The 24,571-nt window shown below is 53.1% G+C and carries 12 protein-coding genes; 9 read left to right on the top strand and 3 right to left on the bottom strand.

The window, feature by feature from the left end:
* Positions 1-38 precede the first annotated feature (38 nt).
* Both I4V53_RS02050 and I4V53_RS02045 read right to left on the bottom strand, forming a co-directional pair.
* A complete protein-coding gene (locus tag I4V53_RS02050) occupies positions 39-854 on the bottom strand; it encodes a TIGR03915 family putative DNA repair protein (protein WP_195983747.1) in 816 nt (271 codons plus the stop codon).
* Positions 855-864: 10 nt separating this feature from the next.
* A complete protein-coding gene (locus tag I4V53_RS02045; protein ID WP_195983746.1) occupies positions 865-2,175 on the bottom strand; it encodes a putative DNA modification/repair radical SAM protein in 1,311 nt (436 codons plus the stop codon).
* Positions 2,176-2,343: 168 nt separating this feature from the next.
* Between I4V53_RS02045 and I4V53_RS02040 the strand changes: the two genes are divergently transcribed.
* The 3 genes from I4V53_RS02040 (at position 2,344) to I4V53_RS02030 (ending at position 4,283) form a co-directional block, all read left to right on the top strand.
* Complete coding sequence (locus I4V53_RS02040) at positions 2,344-2,784, top strand: C-GCAxxG-C-C family protein (protein ID WP_195983745.1); 441 nt, start codon at positions 2,344-2,346, stop codon at positions 2,782-2,784.
* Entirely contained in the window at positions 2,785-3,249 is a 465-nt protein-coding gene (locus I4V53_RS02035; protein ID WP_195983744.1) for a helix-turn-helix domain-containing protein, read from the top strand.
* Between the two features lie 269 nt (positions 3,250-3,518).
* On the top strand, positions 3,519-4,283 hold the full coding sequence (locus I4V53_RS02030) for a hypothetical protein (protein ID WP_195983743.1): 765 nt from the start codon (positions 3,519-3,521) through the stop codon (positions 4,281-4,283).
* Positions 4,284-4,353: 70 nt separating this feature from the next.
* Here I4V53_RS02030 and I4V53_RS02025 read toward each other — a convergent pair whose 3' ends face one another.
* Positions 4,354-4,746, bottom strand: coding sequence for a hypothetical protein (locus tag I4V53_RS02025; protein WP_195983742.1), 393 nt, complete (start codon positions 4,744-4,746; stop codon positions 4,354-4,356).
* Positions 4,747-5,193: 447 nt separating this feature from the next.
* Between I4V53_RS02025 and I4V53_RS02020 the strand changes: the two genes are divergently transcribed.
* The 6 genes from I4V53_RS02020 to I4V53_RS01995 all read left to right on the top strand — a co-directional run bounded on the left by I4V53_RS02020 (position 5,194) and on the right by I4V53_RS01995 (position 24,171).
* Complete coding sequence (locus tag I4V53_RS02020) at positions 5,194-12,090, top strand: glycoside hydrolase family 2 TIM barrel-domain containing protein (RefSeq protein WP_195983741.1); 6,897 nt, start codon at positions 5,194-5,196, stop codon at positions 12,088-12,090.
* Positions 12,091-12,351: 261 nt separating this feature from the next.
* Positions 12,352-13,347, top strand: a complete 996-nt coding sequence (locus I4V53_RS02015) for a sugar ABC transporter substrate-binding protein (protein ID WP_195983740.1) — start codon at positions 12,352-12,354, stop codon at positions 13,345-13,347.
* Positions 13,348-13,361: 14 nt separating this feature from the next.
* Positions 13,362-14,873, top strand: a complete 1,512-nt coding sequence (locus tag I4V53_RS02010; RefSeq protein ID WP_195983739.1) for a sensor histidine kinase — start codon at positions 13,362-13,364, stop codon at positions 14,871-14,873.
* A complete protein-coding gene (locus tag I4V53_RS02005; RefSeq protein ID WP_195983738.1) occupies positions 14,870-16,465 on the top strand; it encodes a response regulator in 1,596 nt (531 codons plus the stop codon). The genes I4V53_RS02010 and I4V53_RS02005 overlap by 4 nt, the downstream gene beginning before the upstream one ends.
* A 4-nt stretch (positions 16,466-16,469) precedes the next feature.
* On the top strand, positions 16,470-17,528 hold the full coding sequence (locus tag I4V53_RS02000; RefSeq protein WP_195983737.1) for a sugar ABC transporter substrate-binding protein: 1,059 nt from the start codon (positions 16,470-16,472) through the stop codon (positions 17,526-17,528).
* 280 nt (positions 17,529-17,808) lie between these two features.
* On the top strand, positions 17,809-24,171 hold the full coding sequence (locus tag I4V53_RS01995; RefSeq protein ID WP_195983736.1) for a carbohydrate-binding protein: 6,363 nt from the start codon (positions 17,809-17,811) through the stop codon (positions 24,169-24,171).
* The last annotated feature ends 400 nt before the right edge of the window (positions 24,172-24,571 follow it).

The following is a 24,571-nucleotide window of genomic DNA, read 5'->3' as shown; positions in this document are numbered from 1 at the left end:
CAGGCATTCTGAAAAAGCAAGAAAATGCGTGCGGCGCGTCAGGGGAGACATGCGTCAGAGGCCTTTGCAAAGGGATGGAAATCCTTTTTTCCGGAGGGGAGCGCCGGCTCCTGGAACTCCGTCATGTTTTCCCAATAGCGGTTCGGCATATGCGTCATGCGGCATTTCGGGTTGTAGCGGCCCTCGATTCCGATGGTGTCGTAAAAGCGCTTCCACAGTCTGCGGAACTGTGCCTCTGTGCCGTCCGCTTCTTCCAGCGAAAACCGTTCCAATGGAAAAATCTCTGTTTTGCCCGGCTGATGAACCAACGCCATTTGATGTGTTTTGTCGTAAATCAGAAAGGTTTCCGCGTTGTACCGGCTGCAAAAATGGTCCCTCATCAATGGCAGCACCCAGTTTTTCGGCGTTATGATGGAGGCAAGCGTCCCGTTTTGCTCGGAAAAGCGGACGAAACCGCACAGCATATGCGCTTCATGCGTCGCAAACTGTACCGCTTTGCGCAGGGAGTGGACTGTTTCGTCCGCCAGCCAGTTGACGACTGCCGCGCCGTGCCGGTATCCCATGCGGATAAAACGGTAGAGCAAAAGTTCTTTTTGCGGCAGGCAGGTCAAAAAGCCCAACTGGACCAGTTCACAGGCTTCCTCAGAAATTTTGTTTACCAAAGATGCAAAGACGCGCTCCGCATGCGCCGGATCGGTTTCGATCTGTTTCTCCGGGTACAGGGAGCACTGCGGTTCCTCACATGGGTAGATCAGCGTTGGAACCTCACGCTTGGTGTAGCTTTCAAAGACGCAGCAGAGAAAGCCCTCAAAACTGCCGTCATAGCAATAGGAAAGGTTGGTTCTGGTGTTCATTGGCTATTCCTCATTGTATCAGTTTACCGGAAAATCCCTCCGCGGGATGTCCCTTATTGCTGGATGTGCCAGAGAAAAAAGAAAGCTGTTCCGGCACATCCTCCGCAAGCTTTTGTTTTTCCTCTGAGATGAGGGCGCGGAGCACAGACTCCGGCGTAAATTTAAGTCCTTCGCGCATTTTTCCGGAGCAGGTGATAAAATACTGTGCGCGTTTGAGCACCACGCCGATTTTTTTCAATCCTGCAAAGTCAAGGGAGCCGCTCTGCCGTGCTTTCCGGATGCGCCGCGCGCTGCGCACGCCGATACCCGGGACGCGCAAAAGCAGTTCCAGCGGCGCTTGGTTGACTTCCACAGGGAATTGCTCCATATGGTTCAGCGCCCAACCGCATTTGGGGTCCACCAGCGGATGGAAGCTCTGGTGCTCCTCGTCGAGCAGTTCGTCTGCGGTGAAGCCGTAAAAGCGCAGCAGCCAGTCCGCCTGATACAGGCGGTGTTCCCGCAAAAGCGGCGGCTTGGTCCCCATCGGCGGGAGCAGCGCGTTTTCCGATACCGGCATATACGCCGAATAAAAAACCCGTTTCAGCTGATACTTTTTGTACAGTCCCTCCGTCAGACGCAGGATTTTCCAGTCGGTGTCGGGCGTTGCGCCAATGATCATCTGGGTGCTCTGGCCTGCGGGCGCGAATTTCGGCGCGTGGCGGTATTGAATCAGATCGTGCCGGTTTTCCTGGATTTTTCCAGAGATCAGGCCCATCGGCTTGAGGATCGACGTTTTGGATTTGTCGGGCGCCAGCAGCTTCAGGCTGGTTTCAGACGGCAGCTCAATGTTGACGCTCATGCGGTCCGCCAGCATCCCCAATTGGCTCAACAGTTTTTCATCCGCGCCGGGGATGGCTTTGACGTGGATATAACCGCGGAAGCGGTACTCTTCCCGCAGCAGCTTCAGCGTCTGAATCAACAGCTCACAGGTATAGTCCGGATTTTTCAGAACGCCGGAGCTGAGGAAAAGCCCCTCTATATAATTACGCCGGTAAAAGCCGATGGTCAGGTCCGCCAGCTCGCGCGGGGTGAACGCGGCGCGGGGCGTATCGTGGGACCGGCGGTTGACGCAGTATTTGCAGTTGTAAATACAGGAATTCGTCATCAGCACTTTGAGCAGGGAAATGCACCGCCCATCGGATGCAAAGCTGTGGCAGATACCCGCTTTGACGGCGCTGCCCAGGCTGCCGGCTTCCCCGCCGCGGTCCACGCCGCTGGAGGTGCAGGCGACGTCGTATTTTGCCGCGTCGGTGAGGATCGTCAGTTTTTCCAATGTAGTCATAAGAACCTCCAAATGGAGAATGTAAAACATTTGTTCGATAACATTAGTATAAACGTCATGCAAATGGAAGTCAAGAGGAAATTGCATCCAAACAGGGTTTATGTTATTATATCGGTTAGGTTCACCATTGTTTTTCAAACCATACACGGCAAAAAGGAGCTGGCAAAAATGAGTGAAAAGGGCGAGCGGGCAAAGAAGCTGTTTGAGCAGGGTTACAATTGTGCGCAGGCGGTTGTCGGCGCGTATGCGGACGAGCTGGAGCTCGATTTTGATACAGCCATGAAACTGGTATCCGGATTTGGCGGCGGGATGGGGCGCATGCGCGAGGTCTGCGGCGCGGTGTCCGGGATGGTGTTTGTAGCAAGTATGAAAAAAGGTTACAGTAACCCGAAGGCAGTGCAGGAAAAGAGAGAGCTGTATGCGGAGATTCAAAAGCTTGCGCAGAAATACCGGGAAGAAAACGGATCCATCGTCTGCCGCGAGCTGCTGACGGGTGTGAGCGATGCGGGAACAGATCCGAATCCCAGCGCCCGTACAGGGGAATACTATAAAAAACGCCCCTGCGGTGAGCTGGTCAAATGTGCTGCGGAGATTTTGGAGGAGCTGTAAATGAAAACCATTACTTTGTATCGGACAGAATGTTTCCATGCGGAAGACAGCGCATTGCTGGGCGTGGATTACTCTTTGGTGCCGTGGGATGAAGAGGACATTTGCTGCCGGGGAGAGGACGACGGCGGCAAAGATTACGTACTGCCGGAAGGATATGAGCTGAGCGCGCAGGACGGCGTGCCGATTCTCCTGAACCCGGAAGGAGCGCGCTGCGGGCTGCAAAATCATAACGATTGCCCGCTTTTAGTTGACGAAAAGAAAAAGCTTGCGATTCTGCTCGAACGGGATAAAAAAATCCTGCGTCAAAGGGAGCGGGCCAAGCTGACGCGTGCGGAGCTTGCCGAACGCCTGGAGGTATCGCAGGCGGAGTTGTATCAATGGGAGCACTGCGAGGCGGAACCGAGCGTTCGAGTACTGAAGCGGATCGCGGATGTATTGGAATGTGAAATTTTAGAGCTGATATAAATATTCCTCCGGTGCGGTGGAGCAGGAGAAAAAACAAAAGGCTGCGGGAATGTCTTCCCGCAGCCTTTCCGCGTTTATTGCGGAGAATCTATATTGTTGTCCGGTTTCCGTGTCCGGGCATTCTAATGCGGTAAAGATTTAAACAAAAACTATTAATATATTGAATATAAATAGTGAAATATGTTGACTGTTTTAGTTAAAAATACTATAATAAAATTGGGCTAAAAAATTCAGGAAAGAATATGGGAAAATGTTTAGGAGGGAACAAAATGAAAAAGAGGTTTTCGCGTTCGTTGGTCAGCATGGTGTTGTGTTTCGCAATGGTGGTGGGGATTTGCTTTGTCCCGGCTTCAGCGTCGGCGCGAATTGTATCTGATTCGGCGAGAGTTTGGGTGAACGGTACAGAAATTATGGTGAACAATCGCGACAACGGCCCGGGTACATTTTCCAGGGAATTAGTTGTGATAGGCTACGATCCCGATGCTCAGTATTCAGGAACAAAAGTATATGGACCGGGAGTAGGAAGCGGAGAGACCTATAAACCTGGAACTTATAATGCATTCCCAATGAATATACCTACAACCGACCAGCCGATGGATCTGCGCATAGATTTTTTGGATTCCAATTGGGAAACCAAACAAAGTATTACGGTTCGTTATGATGTTACGAATGATGCTTTGACGGTATTAGAACCAACTAGCCGTACTATCACGGTGGATCAGGTAAATATATCTTTTTATAATTTCAGTTATTATGACGAGATTTTTTATGGCGAGATGCTTGTGGACGCCACAAATAATCCTGCATATGAGCCATATTATATTGTGGCAGAATTCAGCCCTAATTTAGATTCCGTTGGCAGCATGCTTCGTCCGGGAGGCCCGGTCGCGACGTTTTCACTGTCTGGGAGGGTTGGGAATGTAACCAATATTACTTATAGGATTACTTTATATGATCACAATTATCAAAATGCTATACAAGTTTATGCGACATACGATGTGACGCGAAATGATTTTATCCATCCGTTCATGTAATTACCTGTCGGAAGCTGTCAAATGTGCAATGACCCAAAAAGGCGGAAGGACTGCAAATCCTTCCGCTTTTTCAAGTTTTTTTAATAAATTCCGTACGGCATACGGGGCAGGTAATCTGTATTTTTCCCTTGCCCCTCGGCACACGCAGGGTGTTTTTGCATTTCGGGCAGTGATAATATTTGTGCGTCCGGGCGTCCTTTGCGCGTTGCGTCAGGCCTTGAAACCAGGCTTTCACCGGCGTCCAGACCTGCATAAACTGCAGATTTTCCTGGTACCGCTTGCTTCTGTTGCGGGAGAGAATGCGGAATAAGCAGAGAATCAGCACGGCCAGCGCAAGCAGCCGCAGTATCCACGCGCCGGTGAGCGACGCCAAAAGAATAAGAAACAGATAGAAAACCATCAGCGCGATTCCAAGCTGATCCGTACCGTACCGGTCCATCATAAACCGTCTTAGCCAATCCATCGTTTGGTAAAACATTCCTTTCTGCGGAGTACCGCTTTAATAAGCCTACCCTTTTTTTCTGGAAAATACAAGAAAGAATTTGTAAACAATCGTTCATTTGCTTTATTGTATTAAGTGGGTAAAATATTACTTATATGAAGGAGAGATGTCAGACAAAAATTATGCAATTTGTATCAAAAAGGTGTTGCTTTCTTCCAAAAGAGATTGTATAATATAGTTCAAGTCTGTGGTGTAAAATTAGATATTATACCGAACCGGCGCAGAACAAAGGAAAAGGTTGGTAAAATTTTGTGTGTTTTACACGCGAATTTTCATAATGAGGATTTGTTGGAAAGGAGAAAGATGCCTATGCAGTTGGCGCGCCCCTAAACCCTTGGCTGCTTCCATGCCAATCAGAATCTTTGGCAAAAGGTTTGAAAATTTAGGTGAATTTGAGAAGGAGGACCCATGAAGAGAGAAGGAAAAAAACAAGTCAAACGCACCGCGTCAATGGTATTGGCCCTGACAATGGTGCTCAGTTCTTTTAGTGGACTGGCCACGGTGGCTTCCGCCGCTTCCGGCGTACCGGTCAATCCGGAATTCCAGGGACAGGAGTGGTACGATCAGCTCCGGACCTACGAGGTAAACCGCGAGCCCGCGCACGCACAGTTTATTCCTTATGAAAGCAAAGAAAAAGCTTTGCTGAATGAGGCGTCCGCTCTGGATGAGGATGCGAGCGAATCCGCGTACTACCAGAAGCTGACCGGCACCGAGTGGGATTTTGCGCTGGTAACAACCCCGCTGGAGGCGAAGACGAAAGATGAAAGCTGGCTGGCGGAGACGCTGAGCGACGATGTAAAGGGCGATTTCCAGAAGGAATATGTGCCGCAGAGCTGGCAGACCTATCGCAATGAGGACGGTTCCTTTAAGTATGACTCACCGATTTATACGAACCAGTCCTATCCCTGGCAGAACTTTGAAGCAAGAAACGACAACGCGAACGGCTATGCGGCAACCGTGTACAATCCGGTTGGCTACTACCGTACGACGTTTGAGACTCCGGAGAACTTTGACGGCCGCAACACCTTCATCACCTTTGAAGGCGTTGAGTCTGCATACTATGTGTATGTCAACGGCCAGAAAGTCGGCTATTCGGAGGATAGCTACACCGCGCACGATTTCAACATCACGCCGTACCTGCATACGGACGGCACGCCGAATACTCTGGCGGTCAAGGTGTACCGCTGGTCCGACGGAAGCTTCCTGGAGAATCAGGACTTCATCCGTATGAGCGGCATCTTCCGCGACGTCTACCTGTATTCCAAGGACGATGTGGAATTGCGCGACTACTTTGTACATACTACCCTGAAAGATAAAGAAAACCCGAAGGAATCCGATGCAACACTGGCTTTGGATGTGGATGTCAGAAGCCTGAGCAAGGATGTTTCCGGTGATTACACCGTATCCGCAACCCTGTTGGATATGGACGATCAGAAGATCAACACCATGGATATCGCGGTGGCGGGCGTAACAGCGGCCCCGGCGGAATTCGAGGATATGATTCAGACCACCGGCACCCGCGCGACCGGCAGCATGGATATTGCAAACCCGGACAAATGGTTTGCCGATACGCCGAACCTGTACAAGCTCCTCATCGAGCTGAAGGATGCGGACGGCAACGTCATTGAGACGGTTGTCCAGCGTGTTGGTTTCCGCGAAGTGGATAAGGTGATTATTAACTCCAGCAACCAGCAGCAGATGCAGATCAACGGCGAAAAGATCGTCTTCCGCGGCACCAACCGCCACGAGACCGACCTGATGAAGGGCCGTGCGATCGGTAAGGACGAGATCGTTGAAGAGCTGGTCATGATGAAGCAGTTCAACGTCAATGCGATCCGTACCTCCCATTATCCGGAAAATAAGCTTACTTATGAGCTGGCGGACGAGATGGGACTCTACATTTGCAGCGAAGCTAACGTCGAGTCCCACAGCGACTTGGCGTCAGCAAACCCGGTTTTCAACGACATGGTTATGGAAAGAACCCAGACCATGGTGGAGCGCCTGAAAAACCATCCGTCCATCGTAATCTGGTCACTGGGTAATGAAGCGACCTATGCAGATCCGCCCCACACAATGGACGAGAACTACTGTTTCTATAATTCCTCCCAGTGGATTTTGGACCGTGACCCCAGCCGCATCCGCAAGTATGAGCGCGACAACAGGGGCAACGGCATTAACACCACTGACCCGACCGATCTGGATTACAGAAAACAGTGCCTGGTTGATATCTACAGCGTACAGTATTGGGGCCAGGGAAGCGCTGTAAGCTATGCGAACAATAAAAGTAATAAATCCCCGTTCATTTGGTCTGAATATGCGCACGCCATGGGCAACGCGGTAGGCGGCCTGAAGGAATACTGGGATGAAGTTCGCTCCAAGCCCAACGTACAGGGCGGTTTCATTTGGGATTGGATCGACCAGTCCATTGCAACCCCGTATCCGGAAAACACCTATTCTTATGACGTCATTGACGTTAAGACCAAAACAAAAGCTTCCGTAAGCGGTTCTCTGGTAGAAGGCAGAAACGGCACAAAGGCTCTGAATGGTTCCATGTCTCTGCCGGTTGACGACAAGTTCAAGGCAAAGAGCGACGCCATTACGCTGGAAGCATGGATTAAGCCCAATAAGGCCGGCGCTGGCGACGGCGCGATCCTCTGCAAGGGCGACTCCAATGGATATAACCTGAAATACAACGGCACAGGCGGCAACACAAAGATTGAATTCTTTGTACAGGGCTGGAGTGGTGCGACGCTGATGGTGGATGTCCCGGCAGATTATGCGGATGGAAACTTCCATCACCTGGTTGGCACGTATGACGGCGATACCTATAAGCTGTATTGGGATGGCAAAGAAATCGGTACGGCAAGCTATCATCGCAACGGTCCGTTCGATAACAATGATGTTCCGCTTGGCGTAGGCTATGACAGTGACTACGACAACCGGTATTTCGACGGCGTGATCGACGGCGTGGCGGTTTACAACTATGCGCTCAGCGCGGACGAAATTGCAGCTTCCTATGAGGGAGATACAATTGCCAAGGACGATGACAGTATCGTTTACGCAATGGACTTTGATTCGGAAGAGTTCATCGAGAACACCACCGATTATCCGACTGAGGGCTACTTCTACGGTTACGGCGGCGACTGGATCGACGCGAAAACCAACGACAACTGGTTCTGCGGCAACGGTCTTGTCTATGCGGACAGAACCCCCAGCCCGAAGCTTTATGAAGTCAAGAAAGTCCATCAGGAAGTCAACTTCTATGACGACGGTGAAGTCGAGAACGGTAAAGTCCGCGTAGTCAACGAATTTACCAACACGGACCTGAGCCAGTACGATATCACCTGGGAACTGAAGGAAGACGACACGGTAATCAACAGCGGCACACTGGATTTGGATACAGCGGCGGTGACGGAAGAAACCATCACGCTGGATCTGGGCATAGACGCTAATTCTGTGAAAGAGAATTCTGATTATCTGCTGGACTTCAGCGTCAAGTTGAAGGAAGCGACCGAATGGGCGGATGCCGGCTATGAGATTGCACACGAGCAGTTCCAGTTGGATTATACCCCGGCCGTCGCGGCAGAGACGCTTGACACCAGCAAGATGAATCCGTTTGAGTCCATCACCGGGCTGGAAGACGATGCAACTGAAATCGTCGTCTCCGGTACGACGGATGAAAACAAACCCTACAGCATTACCATCGATAAGGAAACCGGCGAGATTTCCAACTATACCGTAAACGATATGGTTCTGATGGAAAAGGGCCCGGTCCTGAACCTCTACAGAGCACAGATCGATAACGACGGCGGCCTGGGCAACAGCCTGAAGGATATGGGAACTACCATGACGAATATCACGGTTGATGTTTCCTCTCCGGAGCTTGCAGCGGCAGAGCGCAAGACGCTTCCGATTTCCGTTACCGGAAACCTGAGAATCAATGCGAGCAACCGTATCGACTATGTGATCTACAGCAACGGTGAAATTGTTGTGACAAACAACCTGCTTCCGAATAACACGCTGGTTGATCTGCCAAGAGTCGGCGTGAAGATGGAAGTCAACGCGGACCTGCAGAACATGGAATACTATGGCCGCGGCCCGGTGGAAAACTACGCGGACAGAAATACCGGTTCCTATGTAGGCGTATACAATACCGATGAAAACGGCAAAAATCTGACGGTGGACGGGCAGGAATTCAAGTACCTCCATCCGCAGGAATATGCAAACAGAACCGGCGTACGCTGGACCTCCCTGACAAACGACGACGGCGACGGCCTGATGATTGCAGCGGACGGTACCATGGACAGCGGCGCGACCCGCTATCAGCCGGAAGCGATGGGCATCGGCAATCGTGCCTCCGGTGCGAATGCAAAGGGCAGACATATTTTCCAAATTGAAAAGAGCGATAATATCGTTCTGACGGTTGACGAGATGCAGCGCGGCTTGGGTAATAACAGTTGTGGTGGTACCACGGCACTGCCGCAGTATCGTCTTGACAGCAGCGCAAATCACACGCACACCTTCCGTATTGTCCCGGTCAGTGCGGATACGGATAAGATGGCAGAGAGTAAACTGACCTATGACGTCGACTTTGACGTACTTAAGTCTATTAAAGTAAACGGAAAAGTACTGAATGGTTTTGACGGCGTTAAGAATTCTTACAACTACACCTTTGCAAAGGGTGATATTATTGGCGTGCCGTATGTGGAGGCCGAGATGGTTTCCGCGGATGCCGGTACGATTGAAGTGCAGCAGGCAGAGACTGTTCCGGGTACTGCTAAGATTAAAGCGACTAACAAAGCCGGTGTTACCAGAGTTTACACCATTAACTTTGCGGAAGCTGAATATTTCTACGCCAGCGATATGGAATGGCTTGTCGACCAGTGCGGTTATGAAACCAACCAGAGAGACCTTTCCAACAGCAAAGGCGCGATCAGCCTGAAGGTTGACGGCACAGAGACGGAGTTTGCAAAAGGCATCGGTTCCCATGCGACTTCTACTATCAAGCTCAGTGTTGATGGCAAGGGCTTTAACCGCTTCCAGGCATGGGTTGGCGTTGACAAAGCGCAGCGCGGCAATGGCAATTCAAGTATTGAGTTCAAGGTCTGGTTTGATGATGACAGAAACAACCCGGTCTTCGCGAGCGGCAGAATGGTTTCTTCTACCAATGCAAAGTTCGTTAATGTGGAAGTACCGGCTGATGCTAAGACCATGACTTTGTATGTCGATGAACTGGGAAGCAATGGCAACGACCATGCCGACTGGGCGGATGCGAAATTCATCGGCGGAACAACCGATGAGAAGGTTATCGGCAGCATCACAGCGCCTGAGAAGGTTTCTGTCCCGGTTGGCACGACCTTTGAAGCACTGACAGCGAAGCTTCCGAGCATTGTAAAAACCACACTCACCAACGGCGATCTGGCATACCTGCCTGTCACCTGGGAGCAGGGCGGCTACAACGGCGACGTTGCGGCGACCTACACCCTGACCGGTAAGCTGCAGGTTCCGGATGGCGTAACCAACAATGCGGGCGACGCATCCATCGAAGTTGTTGTCGAGGGCAGCGCTCCGGAGAGCTCCGTCAGCCTGGATAAGACAGCGGCAACCTTGGCGGTTGGCGAAACCGTCACTCTGACCGCAACCATCACCGGCGACGATGAGGATGCGATCGCATCCTGGACGAGTGACAAGGAAGCTGTCGCCACCGTAGTGGACGGCGTTGTCTCCGCAGTTGGGGCAGGCGAAGCAAATATTACAGTTACCACTGAGAAGGGCCTCACCGCTTCCTGTAAGATCACGGTAACCGATGAGACGGAGCCCACGACATCCTCCCTGTCCGTGAAGTACAGCGGCAAGTATGTGAACCTTCTGGTCAACGGCGAGCCGCAGAAGTTTGCAGATATCGTCGGCATGTTTAAGAAGAATGTGGATTCCGGCACAGAGCTGGAGCTCACGTTTGTCCCGGCAATCGAAGGCAGAACCATCCAGTCCGTCATGATCAATGGCGTACCGGTGGAAGATTTCGCAGGCGCGGAAGAATTTGTCTATGACTTTGTCATGGGCAGAATGGATACCACGCTGAACTTCACGTTTGCAGTGACAGACAGAACGGTCCTCGATACCCTCATCAAGTATGCGGACGGACTGGTCGAGGACGGCACGGTCGATAAGGCCATTGAAAAGGTCCAGAAGCTGTTTAACGAGCGTTTGGCAACCGCAAAAGAAGTCCAGGAAGACCTCAGCGCGGACCAGATGACCATTGACAACGCCTGGATTGACCTGATGGACGTCATCCATGTGATCAACTTTGTCCCGGGCGACAAAACCAACCTGGACGATTTGATTGCAAATGCGGACCTGATTAACAAAGACAACTTTACGCCGGAAAGCCTGAAGGCCTTTGAGAAGGCCCTGGCAGAGGCGAAGGAAGTCAGCAAAGATCCGGATTCCCTGCAGAATGACATTGAAAAGGCGTACGATAAGCTGCACGAGGCGCTGATGGCGCTGGTCGACGTCGCAGACAAGGATACGCTGGATCAGATGATCGCGAGAGCGAAGGAAATCCTTGACAATATCGACGCTTACATGAATACCCAGGCGGAAAAAGATGCTCTGAAGGCAGCTTACGACGCGGCGGTTGTGGTACAGGCAGATGAAAATGCCCAGCAGTCCCTCGTGGATGAGCAGGCTAATATTCTGCTCGACCTGGCCAGCAAGATGATGCTGACGCCGGACAAGAGCGCTCTGGAAAGCCTTACAAAGGAATTGAGCGAGCTCGACCTCAGCAAGTACACCGTTGCTTCCGCCAATAAGGTGAAAGACTTCCTGTCCCGTTCAGCGGCCATTCTGGCTGACCCGGATGTAACACAGGAAAAGATTGACGAGATGTACAAAGAAGGACAGCTTGTCAAGAGCCAGCTGAAGACTCCGGGCACTTCCGGCGGTTCCTCCTCCGGCAGCAAGCAGCCGTCCGGCGGCAAAACCACCGGCGAAGGCACGGCGGTTGTCGGTACCGTGACCGCGGCGCAGGCAGTGGCAAAGGTTGTATCCGACACCACCGTCAACTTCACTGTGAAGAGGGGCAGCGCGTACTGCTTCAAGATGACCGTTGTCAACGGCAACAACCTCGTTCCGAGCTTTACGGTCGGTAACGGCAGCGTCCTCAAGACGCAGTATGTCGCCAAGATTGGCAACGACTACTACTATCGCGTATGGGCAGTCGGCGCACCGGGCGCCAGCACGGGCGTATATACCGCTCTGCCGGGTGCTGCGGCAGTGAAGCACTGCACCGTAACGGTAGGATAAACAAACACAATACCCGCAGTCGCGGAAAATTTGGGAACTCCCGGGCCGTAAGGCTCGGGAGTTCCTTCATTGTTGCCAGAAACAGGATGGGTATAATTTGCAAAAAGTCAAAGATAATGCCTGTACCAAATTATGAAAAATGCAAAAAAACCTATAATAGGGTAGATTTATTATATATTAGGTTGGTTTGTCATAGTATTTGAATAAAATAACGGTTGTTTTTGTGTGGAACGATCCAACCAATCTGGAGGAGGGCCGGATTTGAAAGTCATTTTTGCTTTGCTGACCGCGGTGCTTGTTATTTTGACCAGCATGGTCGGCTGGCTGTATTTTTCCCAGTCGGATGCAGAAAAAAGCGTTTCCAAACAGGAGCAGCCGCTCCGGCATATCCAGCTGGTTACGCAGAACTCCAATGAACATTTCTGGTCCATGTTTAAGGACGGTGCTCTGGAGGCGGGCGAGGAACTCAATCTGTATGTGGAGTTTGTGGACGTGCCCACTAAAAATCCCGATACCATCGCGGAGACGGCGGAGCAGGCGATCTACGCATCGGTAGATGGGCTGGCGCTGCAGGCAGCAGACACCGAGCGGACGGCGTTGGTTTTGGAGGAGGCCTCGAAGGCCGGCATACCGGTGATTACCTACGAAAATGACATCTTTCCTATATCGGATGTTCCAACCGTCGGATCCAACGGATATGACGCGGGCTATTCGCTGGGGCAGATGGCGGCGGAAGCCTGCCAGGGAAAAGCGACCGTGGCGGTCCTGTTGGAATCCTCGACGGCCGGTGCAAAGACAACCTATAAGAATTTAAAATTACAGGGCATTATGGATGCGCTGTCCGGATACCAGAAAATTTCCGTTAAAGAGACGTATTCGATCAGTGCGGACAGCTTTGAAGTAGAAAAACTGTCCAACAGCATTCTGACAGAGCGGCCGGAAATCGATCTGATCCTCTGCGCGGGAGAAACCAGCACGCCGGGCGTTGCACAGGTATTGGTGGACGCCAACCGCGTTGGGGAAATTCGTGTGGTCGGTTATGGAGCCATGCCCCAAACGCTGGATTACATTGAACGCGGCGTCATCTATGGGACGGTCTGTCCGGATGCCTTTGAAATTGGAAGCAGCACGGTGCGCCAACTGAAAAACCTGCTGGAAGGGGAGCAGATCAGCAATTCACTCAATACCGGTATGTATACGGTAACAGCGGAGAACCTGGGGGAATTCCGGGAGAAAACCACACGTCAGCTCTCCTGAAAGGAGGCGCCGCTTTGAAAAAAAAGATCAACTTTCAATATCGCACCAAGCTGATGGCGTTCCTCCTGCTGGCGGTTGGGATTGCCATGATGGCGGGACTGTATACGTATCTTTCCGCGCAGGTGTTAATGCGGGACAGCGTGGAAATGCTGGAAAAAAACTATCAGCTGACAAACGCCTATAAAGAGATCAATCTGATGCAGCAGGAGTTTGAGACATATTTTTTTACCAGCAGCTCCGACAGCCTGGTTTCGTTTTATAATCATTCCGCCGCAGTCAGCAGCAATACGGACAAGCTGAAAAAAACGGCCTCTTACACGGAACGCGGTATCCGGATCAAAAACGTTGCGAATATGATGGCCCATTATGTGCAGCAGGCGGACGACGCCATCCGCGCCAAGCGTGGGCGCATGGTGGGCAGCTATACGCAGGGCTATGCCGACACAGTTAAAGAGAACCGCTATATTACCCAATACATCGAAAAAATGATGAGCGCCGACCTGATCAGCAGTTCGGAGAATTATGCAGCGATCAGCCGCAATGTGCAGACGATCACGTTATTTAACAATGTGCTAATCGCCGGTATCTCAGTTTTTATGTTGTTTGCCATTGTCCTGTTCAGCGCGCAGATGACGAAACCGCTCAGCCGGCTGGCAACCTATGCGGAGGAAATTTCCAATGGGAACTTTGACGTGCAGATTCCACAGAACAATACGAGTAAGGAAATCCATGTGCTGTACCGGGCCTTCCGCCTGATGGCGGCCAACATCAAAGAGCACGTAGATCAGATCCAGCAGAAGCGCCGGATTGAAAAGGCGCTGCACGAGCAGAAGATGAACAACCTGAAAATGAAAAATGCCCTGCGGGAATCGGAGCTTCTCGCGCTGCAGTCCCAGGTCAACCCCCATTTCATTTTCAACACCATTAATATCGGTGCGAAGCTGGCGATGCTGCACGGCGACGAGGTAACCTGCGCCTACTTTGAAAACGCCGCGGATATTTTTCGCTATAATTTAAAGGGTTTAGATACCAATACGACGCTGCAACAGGAATTTGAAAACGTCAGCGCCTATATGAGCCTGCTGCAAACCCGGTTCGGCGACGCAATTTGCTTTAAAAGTGAGATTCAGGAAAGCCCGGAGCTGCTGCACTTTGTGCTTCCCAGGATGACGCTGCAGCCGCTGGTAGAAAATGCGTATATTCACGGGATCAGCGAAAAAGAATCCGGCGGAGTGATCCGCCTGCTGGCCTGGGAAGAGGCGGAGCAGATCTGCATCGCTATCTGCGATAACGGAAAGGGAATGAGTGAGGGGAAGATTGAGCAGCTTTTGCAGGCGCAGCCTGGAAGTCCGGCGCAGCCGGGCCGCGCACCCAGGGGGCATGTTTCCGGAATTGGCGTGGATAATGTCTTAAAGCGGCTGCGACTGTATTTTGGCCGCGACGATGTGATGGAAATCGTTTGCGAACAGGGAGAGACGCGCTTTACTTTAAGGCTGCCGAAGAGCAGGGAGGGGGATGAAGAATGATTCGCGTGCTGATTGTGGATGACGAACCAATTGCGATTGATTCCATGGAATATATGATCCGCAAAAATATGGACGACGTCGAAGTGGTGGGGAAGTCCCGTTCCGGCCGGGACGCAATTGAAAAAGCGTACAACACCCGCCCGGACGTCGTGCTGATGGATATCAATATGCCAGGGATCAACGGGTTGGAGGCGATGCGGCAGATCAAGGAAGCCAACCCGGTTATCCGCTTTATCATCGTGACGGCGTTTGATTATTTTGACTATGCGGTGGAGGCTGTCGCCTTGGACGCGGAGGAATATCTGCTCAAGCCGGTGCGCGAAGCCAAGCTGGTGGAAACCCTTCGCAAGGTAACCGGACAGGTGGAGCAGCAGCGGGAAAAGCTGCGCAAAGAGCTGGAAATCAAGGAAAAATTTGAGATGATTGTCCCGATTATGGAGACCGGCTTCATCAATGCGCTTTGCATGTTTGAAGACAATGCGGAGGAGCTGAAAAATTTCAGCCGCCTGCTGGGAAACGAATCCACCGGCGGTTATGTAATGATCATTGCGTTTGACGATAAGGACAGCGGGGGCGGCAACAATCGCATCGGCGCCGGCGTCAAAGGGCAGGCGCTTTACAATCGGTACCGCGAAGCGTTGAAATCAATGAGCCGGTGTATGGTTGGTCCCATCATGCTCAACCGTCTGGTGGTCTATGTTTGCAGCGATTTTCCGGAGCCTTCCTTTGAACAGCGTCTTGCGGCCCTGAAGCTGGCGGAAAATCTGTACGACCGGGTGGGAAGTTTGCATCCGGAGATATCCATTGGCATCGGGCGCAACTACGGCCGCCTGGACGAGGCAAAGAAGAGCTACCGGGAGGCTTTGCAGGCGCTGGGTATGGCGGACAGCCGTTCGGAGGTCACCAACATCCTGCATTTTGACGATGCGGTGGAGGGGATGGAAGACAGCGACGCGTTGTATGAGGACCAGATGGTTCGTCTGGTATTCGCAAAGGCGGCGGAAGGGGATTCCGCAGGAGCGGTTCTGGCATTTGAGCGCATGTTTTCCGGATTGTGTAAAAGTGAACCGCAGGACTTTGACATGATAAAAAATAAAACGATCGCCCTGGTTGTGGAATTTGGGAAGCGTTGGGGGAACGTAATCGGCAATTCCTGCAACACGTTGTCCGCGCTGCTGCAGGCGGAGCACATGGATGTACTTCACGAGCTCTGCCGCCGCTTTATCCGGGATGCGGTGGAACGCATCGATTCCGGCAAACAGCGAAAAATCAGCGCAATTATCGAGCAGGCGGACCGCTATATGGAGGAACACTTTGACCAGGATATCGCCCTGGAAAGCGTAGCCCGTGCAGTCAACCTGAGCCCGTACTATTTCAGCCGGTTTTACAAGGATGAGACGGGAACAAATTTTATCGACCGGCTGACGGCGATCCGGATGGAGAAAGCCAAGCAATATCTGGCGCGCGCCGAATACACCGTCAAGGATGTAGCGCGCATGGTAGGCTATGCAGACCCGAATTATTTTTCCAAGCTGTTTAAGAAAATTACGAATATGACGGCGACGGAATACAAAGAATCCTGTGGGAGGTGAGGGCATGAAGAAGCAAAAGCATTTGTTCCGCCGCTGCGCGCTGCTTGTGCTGGCGGTGCTGCAATGCACGATGGCGCTGGCCGCGTGCAGCGGCGATACGTCGCCGCCGGAGCCGGAACAGGAAAAGCGCTTACTGGTGGGCTTTTCCATGGCGACGCTCAAAGAGGACCGCTGGCTGCGCGACCGGGATATCTTTTCCGCAAAGGCCAAGCAGGAAAATATCGACGTTATCATTGCCAACGCAAACAACAGCACAGAACGGCAGTATGAGCAGGTGGCGGATATGGTGGAGCGGGGAATCGATGTGCTGGTAATCGCGCCGCACGACAGCGACAATTCCGCGCAGTGCGTCACGCTGGCCAAGCGGGAGGGAATCCCCGTAATCTCTTATGACCGCCTGGTCAAGAACGCCAATGTGGACGTTTATGTCTCCTTTGACAATTACAAGGTTGGAGAGCTGCAAGGGGAAGCGATTCTGGAGGAAGTGCCGGAAGGCGGTTACGTTTTGCTGAACGGGTCCGAGGACGACAGCAACAGCCAGATGTACCATCAGGGCTGTATGGACCGTCTGCAAGAGGGAATTGACAGCGGAAGGATTCAAATTGAGGCGGAGACCTGGGTGGAGGACTGGCGCAGAGAAACGGCCTTTGACTTTATGTCCAACGTCCTGAAGGAAAAGGGCGACAGCGTCAGCGCCGTGATTGCGGCAAACGATTCTCTGGCATGGGCGGCGATCGACGCTTTATCCGAAGCGCGGCTGACGGACAAGGTAAAGGTGGTAGGCCACGACGCGGATCTGGCAGCCTGCCAGCGCATTGTGGTGGGAACGCAGTTGATGACCGTTTATAAACCGATTTCCAACCTGGTGGACCGGACAATCGAAGCCTGTCAGACGCTTGCCGCGGGAAAAAGGATCGATTGTGACAAGACCATCGACGACGGTACCTATCAGGTTCCTTATCTCATGTGCGACGTCATCAGCGTAACAAAAGAGAATATAGACGACACGGTGATCAAGGATGGCTTCCATTTAAAGGAAGATGTCTACCGGCGGGAAGAATGAGGAAAAGGCTCTGGATTTTTTTACCCAGGGCCTTTCTTTTTTTGTTGCAAAATAATACAGATGAAAAATAAAAATGGTGTATATGTTAAAAAAGACCTGAAAAAGTGCAAGAAAATTTATTGATTCTCATTCAATTCCATTGTATGATGAATACAACAAGGAGTGTTCAAATCTCCTATGAGAAAGGTGGGAACGAAGAGGTCATAGAAAGGGAGAAGAAGGCAAAGATGGCATTTCCCGGCGTATTGCAGCCGGAAATGCAGACAAGAAAGGGGTTTGTATGAGAAAGAAAAGATTACTCAGCCTGCTGTTGACTGTAGCGATGGTTTTCTCCATGATGGTCCTGCCGGCGACGGCGGCTCAGGGAGCGACCTTAGCGCAGATCGGCGACATGACGGCGTTGGCGGAGGACGGCAACGTGCTGACCTTCAGCTGCGACAAACAGGAAGTGACGGTTGAGCTTTGCACAGACCGCACCGCGCGCATTCAGCTTTCTCTGGATGGCGCGAACGGGTACCGGCCGGAGGATCCGCAGTACTATATGGTACAGAAGAACATCTGGGATCCGGTGGACCGCACCGTGACGGAGGAAGACGGAACCATAAAAATCCGTACCGACGCCATGGAAATCCGTGTGCAGAAAAGCCCGCTCCGCATCGGCATGTACGATCTGGAAGGCAACCTGCTCAGCAAGGACGCGGACGACCAGGGAATCTATTGGGATGATTCCGGCGTGCGCGGCGTCAAGCGTGTGGAAGGCGCCAAAAATGCCGGCGGCATCTTTGGGTTTGGGTCCGGCGACCACGGCCGCCGTTCCAACCTGAACCGCTACGGCAGCGATTTCACGGAATTCAGCATGAGCCACGGCCGGCTGATCGCACCGTTCTTCATGAGTACGGTCGGCTACGGCGTGTTCCTCAACACCATTGAGAAGGAAACCAAGTTCTTTAAACAGGGCGGCGGTTTCCAGACGAAGGGCTATCTGGATTATTTCTTTATGTATGGCCCGGACTTCAAGACCATTCTGAACGAGTATGCGGAGATCACCGGCCGCATGGAACTGTATGGCAAATGGGCGCACGGTTTTATGCTCTCCAAGTACGGCAATGACAACGCGACGCAGAAGGAGTTCCTGGAGTGGCTCCATCGCCTGCGTGACGAAGGATATCCGACCGACTGCTATGTGTTCGACTACGGCTGGCGCGGCGACGTTGCGGATAACGGCAACCCGCAGCATGGCGCCGGCGAAAAGTGGGGCAAGCAGATGTGGAGCAACGATACCAATAAGTTCCCGGATATCGACGCCATGTTCAAAGAAGCGGACGAGCTGGGATTCCACGTCGGCCTGCACAACAACGCGGGCACGCCGGAAGCTTCCGGCGGCAAGGAGCTCTACAAGCCGGAGTATGAGGAACCATGGGTCCAGTCCTATATGGACAGCGTAATCACCACCGGTTACGGCGACTGGTTCTGGCCGGACGAGTTCGACGTTCTGGGTTCCAACACCGCTCCGACGTTCTCCTCCAAGGGCGCCTATGAGGCATGGCAGGCATATACGGACGAATCCCGCCCGATGTTTGTGACCAGAGGCAGCTATGCGGGCCAGCACTTTGCAACCGCATGGTCAGGCGATATCAACAATACCAGCGCGGAGCTGGATAACCAGATCGGTTTCAGCATCGACGCGGGCCTGGTCGGCTACTGGACGTCCTCTAACGACCTGGGCGGCTTTATGAAGCGTCCGAGCAACGAACTGTACACCCGCTGGGTTTCCGAGTTCGGCGCGTGGAGCGGTATGATGCGTACGCACGGCCACGACGGCCGCGAGCCCTGGACCTTTGACCAGACCGCGCAGGACACGCTCAAGCAGAACCTGCAGGTTCGTTATGCGCTGTACCCGTACACCTATTCCCTGGCATGGCAGGGTTACAGCCAGGGCGTGCCGATGATGCGCGCCATGCTGCTGGAAGATGGCAGCCAATACAATCCGGCTGCCTGGGACATCAACAAGCAGTACTACTACGGCGATTGGTTCCTGGTCGCGCCGGCCTCCGCCACGACGGACACCACCGTCAAGGTATGGCTGCCCCCGGAAACCACCTGGTACAATTATTATACCGGCGAACGCTATGAAGGCGGCCCTATTGGCAAGAACATCACCGTGGCGGCGGCGCTGGAAGAAATCCCGGTATTTGTCAAGTCCGGCGCAATCGTCCCGATGGGTCCGGACGTCAACTATGCGGATGAAAAACCGCTTGACCCGCTCACCCTCGACATCTATCCGAAGGGAAAGACCTCCTTTACCCTGTACGAAGACGACGGGCAGAGCAGAAAGTACATCACAGAGAATGCGTACAGCACCACAACTTTTGAAAGCATTCAGGATGGAACCGATATCTCCTTCAAGATTCATGAGAGAGTGGACAACAACCCGGCGGTCTACACCCCGGACGCGCGTTCCTACAATCTCAAGTTCAACCACATCGCAGAAATCAGCGGCGTGACCATCAACGGCACGGCGATTGAAGCTGCGGATTCCCTGGAAGCATACAATGCCGCGGAGCAGGCTTACTGGCTGGATACGGACGCCAACACCGTCTATGTCCGCACCCCGGATACCGGCAAGGCGATCGACGTAGTCTTTGCGTCCGGCGGTATCGTGGAGCCGGAGCTGGGCGACGAGAACGAAGGAAACCCGCCGACCAGAATTACGGACGGCAGCGTCATTGAACTGGAAGAAACGGAAATGCTGCCTGCGAGCGGCGGTGAAGTAAAGCCGGACAATGAGTGGAAGGGCTACACCGGCAGCGGCTTTGCCAAGGGCTTCAAGGCGGTTGGCGACGCAGTGCAGTTCGACGTCAATGTTGAGACCGCCGGAACCTATGATCTGGTGCTGCGTGTCAACAACGGCAAGAAGAACGCGCCGCAGTACGACAGCACGCCGCGCACCGGCGGCCTGTATATCCAGAACCAGAAGGCGGCGGACCTCGCCTTTGCAGTGACCGATAAGTGGGGCGAAACGGTGGACGGCGTCAAGCAGGGCGTTTGGGTGGATTACACCTACCGCGTGAAGCTCGAGTCGGGCGTCACCACCATGAAGATTCGCGCCGAGGGCAGCAACCCCGGCAACTACAATCTGGATTCCCTGACGTTCCGCTATGTAGACACCTCTGTTAACGCGTTCAGCAAGATCGAAGCGGAAACCGCATCGCATCTGGAAGGCGGCGCCGCGGTTGCTGCGGATACCGCAGCCTCAGGCGGAAGCAAGCTCGCCGTGACAGAGAACGGCGCGTGGGCGCAGTTTGACGAAGTGCGCGGCAGCCAGAAGAGCGGACTTGCGCTGCGCGTCAAGAGCACCACAGGCGGCAGCATTGTCGTCTATGAGAATGGCGTGGGCGACAAGATCCTTGCCACGCTGGAAATTCCGGCAGATGGCAAGTGGACCACACTGACGTCTGTATCGAAGGATACAGATGCGATGACCAGCAACATTTATCTGTCCTTTGTCGCGAAGGAAGGCGCGGAACGCTTTGATTGCGATGTGGACTGGTTCCACTTTACGACCGATAAAGCGACCATCGATGCGTACAGCCAGATCGAGGCGGAGACCGCAAACGAGCGCCACGGCATCGATACCACCACAAAGACCATCAGCGGACAGCGCTATACCCTGCTGAACCATATTGAGGACGGCGACTGGGCAAAATTCAGCGACGTCAACTTTGGAGAAGGCGGCGTAGTGAGCTTTGAAACCCAGGTGGCGGCCGGCCTGCAGGGCGGTATGCTGGAAGTCCGTCTCGACTCTGTGAACGGCGTCAAGGCGGCGGAAGTTGAAATTGCACCGACCGGCAACTGGGATACTCTGAAGGTATATTCCGGCGACTGCATGGAGATCACCGGGATTCACGATGTCTATCTCAAGTTTGTCAACACCTTTACCACCAGCTCCATCTGCGATATGGACTGGATCAAGTTTATTTCCAACCGCAAGGTTATCGACGCTTTCAGCCAGATTGAAGCGGAAACCGCAGATGAACGGCAGGGCATCGACACCACATCCAAGACGGTTGATGGAAAGAAAATTACCCTGTTAAACCACATTGAGAACGGCGACTGGGCGAAGTTTAACAACGTCGACTTTGGAGACGGAGACGCGGCGAGCGTGGAAGTCCGCGTCGCGGCCGGCCTGCAGGGCGGCACGATGGAAGTTCGTCTCGATGCTGTGGACGGCGAGAAGATCGCAGAGGTGCAGATTGCGAATACCGGTGACTGGAATACGCTCAAGACGTATACCGGCGCGTGCGGTACCGTTGTCGGCACGCACGACGTCTATCTCAAGTTCGTTAATACAGAGACTGCCAGCTCTATCTGTGACATGGATTGGTTCCGCTTTAAGAGCGGCCGTTCCTCTGTTTCCACAGGAGTAACCGGCGGCAGCGCGACAGTAACCGTTACGCCGGAGAGCGTAAAAGTGGGCGATACCGCGACCGTGCGCATTTCCAATATCGAGATGGGCAAGAAGTTTCAGTCCATTTCCGCGGTCAATGCGGAGGGCGGCGCCGTTGCGCTGACCGAAGTGGTAGCAGGTAAGGAATACACCTTTGTCGTGCCGGACAGTACGCGTGTAGATGTTACCGTAACGCTGGAAGAGGGCGAGAACGACATTGAGTCCGGCAGCGTCTTTGAACTGGAAAACGCCAGAGGCGATACCAGCAGCAACAACGGCGACGGCAGCGGAAAAGTCCGTGTGGATACCGAATGGAAGGGTTACACCGGCAGCGGCTATGTAGCGGGCTGGAAAGCGGTAGGCCACTTTGTTGAGTTTGACGTCAATGTCAAGCAGGCCGGCATGTATGACTTGGTGCTCCGTGCGGCCTGCGGCAAAAAGAACGGCGCACAGTTTGACAATACGCCGCGCACGGGTGCACTGTATGTGGACGGCGTCAAGGTGAAAGATTTTGCATTGGAAATCCACCAGACCTGGGGCGAATGGTTCGATGAAGTTCTGTCCGGCGTTGTCCTGACGGAAGGCAAGCATACCATTAAGATCCGTTCCGAAGGTTCTGCAAACTCCGGCAACTTTAATCTGGACTCCCTGCGGTTTGACCGCGTTTCCGGTTTGGAGAAGCAGGTTCTGACCGTGCAGTATGGAACAAACGCAAAGCTGTCTGTAGAGGGCGCGTACGAAGCGCTCATCGAGAGAGACGGCATGCTCGGCGCAACGGTCTATGCGGGCGATAAGCTTACCCTGACCTTCACCCCGGCGAACGGCCCGTTTGCAAGCGCGCAGCTGAACGGCGAGGATATCCCGTTTGAGGCGGACGGCTGCACCTACACCTTCACCATGCCGAACGACAAAGCGTCCCTGCGCTTTGTGTTCACCAGCGTGAACAAGGACATTCTGGAAACCCTGCTGGAGAAGGCAAACGAAGTGACCGACGAGCAGCTTGACAAACTGGTTGAATCCGTCCGTGCAAAGTTCATCGCGGCGCGCGACAACGCACAGAAGGTCTTTGAAAGCGACAAAGCCACCCAGGACGAAGTGAACGAAGCCTGGAAGGAACTGCTCGACGCGATGCATTACCTCTCCTTTGAGGAAGGCACGAAGGACGAGCTGAAATACTGGCTTGACTACGCGGCGGAGCTCGACCTGGATAACTTTACTCCGAAGAGCCAGGAAGGCTACGCGGAAGCGCTCGCCTATGCAGAGGAAATCTACAACGACGAGGGCGAGACGCTGAAGGCGGAAGTCGAGAAGGCGGCAAAGAACCTGCACGAAGCGATTCTGCGCCTGGAGTTCAAGGCAAACACGGAAACACTGGAAGCCTTCGTGAAGCAGGCACAGGAGATTGAAATTGACAAGTATCTGGACGGCCCGGAAAAAGACAAGTTTAATGAGATCCTCCCGCAGGCGGAAGCCCTTCTGGAAGACGCGAACGCGACCCAGAATCAGGTGGACGAGATGGCGGACGCCCTGTACGAGGCAATGATGAACCTGCGTATGATTCCGGACAAGGAAGCGCTGAAAGCCCTGATCGACGAGTCTGAAGCGCTCAACCCGGAGGATTACACCGCGGCAAGCTATGCGATCCTGCGCGCGGCGCTGAACAACGCGCTAAACGTCTACGAAGACGAGAGCGCCACGCAGGAGGAAATCACAGCGGTTTGCGCAACGGTGGAGAAGGCCCGCGCGGGCCTGGTTCCGGCGGACAAGCCGGAGGAGCCTGCGAAACCCGACAACAAACCCAGCAACAAGCCGTCCAACAGCGGCAGTTCCGGCAGCAAGAAGCCGGCTGGCAACGTTTCCGGCACGGGAACGGCAGTCGCCGTGACCAACCCGGTCATCAGCGCGGCACAGAACGTGATGGGCCAGAAGTCCGTGCGTTCCGATACCACAGCAAACTTCACCTTAAAGAGAGGCAGCGCCTACTGCTTTAAGATGACGGTTGTCAACGGCAGCAATACGGCCCCGAGCTTCACCGTGGGCAACGGCAATGTGCTCAAGACCCAGTTTGTGGCGAAGATCGGCAACGACTGCTATTACAGAGTCTGGGCGGTCGGCACACCCGGCGACAGCACGGGCGTGTATACCACCATGGCGGGTGAAAAAGCCCAGCAGCATTGTGTGGTAACGGTTGGCTAAAGCCAGATAATAGTTGCCTGAAAGGATCACCGAAGGTGTGTTTTGACCGGAAGTCCACCGCAGGTGTGCTGGACCCTTTAAGTCTGTGAAAGACGATGATAACGCACATTCGTGTTCCGACCGGAGGTTCGTGAAAGAGCAGCCGGCCCTGTGAAAAACAGGGCCGGCTGCTTGTTTTTTTACCTTATAATTCCAAAGCAGATACAAGTAAATATGTTGTAAAATTATTAATAGTATAAATATATTATGTATATTTTATGGAGAATTCTATTGACAATCTCTTCCAGTTGTAGTTTAATAAGGTTATAGGTTCAACGGATTAATAACTATAGTGAGGTTTTCATTAGGAAGGAGAGATGGTATTACATTCAATGTAACAAAAGGGTTGCTTATGGAGCTA

This window comes from Clostridium sp. D33t1_170424_F3 (assembly GCF_015667585.1).
Classification (GTDB): Bacteria; Bacillota; Clostridia; order Oscillospirales; family Acutalibacteraceae; genus Anaeromassilibacillus.
Note: the sequence above shows the minus strand (reverse complement) of the source record. Positions and strands in the feature narration are given on the sequence as shown.

Coding starts and splice junctions, on each gene's coding strand:
- I4V53_RS02005 (WP_195983738.1), top strand. CDS start 14,870: ATGATTCGCGTGCTGATTGTGGATGACGAACCAATTGCGATTGATTCC.
- I4V53_RS02020 (WP_195983741.1), top strand. CDS start 5,194: ATGAAGAGAGAAGGAAAAAAACAAGTCAAACGCACCGCGTCAATGGTA.
- I4V53_RS02050 (WP_195983747.1), bottom strand. CDS start 854: ATGAACACCAGAACCAACCTTTCCTATTGCTATGACGGCAGTTTTGAG.
- I4V53_RS02025 (WP_195983742.1), bottom strand. CDS start 4,746: ATGGATTGGCTAAGACGGTTTATGATGGACCGGTACGGTACGGATCAG.
- I4V53_RS02040 (WP_195983745.1), top strand. CDS start 2,344: ATGAGTGAAAAGGGCGAGCGGGCAAAGAAGCTGTTTGAGCAGGGTTAC.
- I4V53_RS02030 (WP_195983743.1), top strand. CDS start 3,519: ATGAAAAAGAGGTTTTCGCGTTCGTTGGTCAGCATGGTGTTGTGTTTC.
- I4V53_RS02045 (WP_195983746.1), bottom strand. CDS start 2,175: ATGACTACATTGGAAAAACTGACGATCCTCACCGACGCGGCAAAATAC.
- I4V53_RS02000 (WP_195983737.1), top strand. CDS start 16,470: ATGAAGAAGCAAAAGCATTTGTTCCGCCGCTGCGCGCTGCTTGTGCTG.
- I4V53_RS02035 (WP_195983744.1), top strand. CDS start 2,785: ATGAAAACCATTACTTTGTATCGGACAGAATGTTTCCATGCGGAAGAC.
- I4V53_RS01995 (WP_195983736.1), top strand. CDS start 17,809: ATGAGAAAGAAAAGATTACTCAGCCTGCTGTTGACTGTAGCGATGGTT.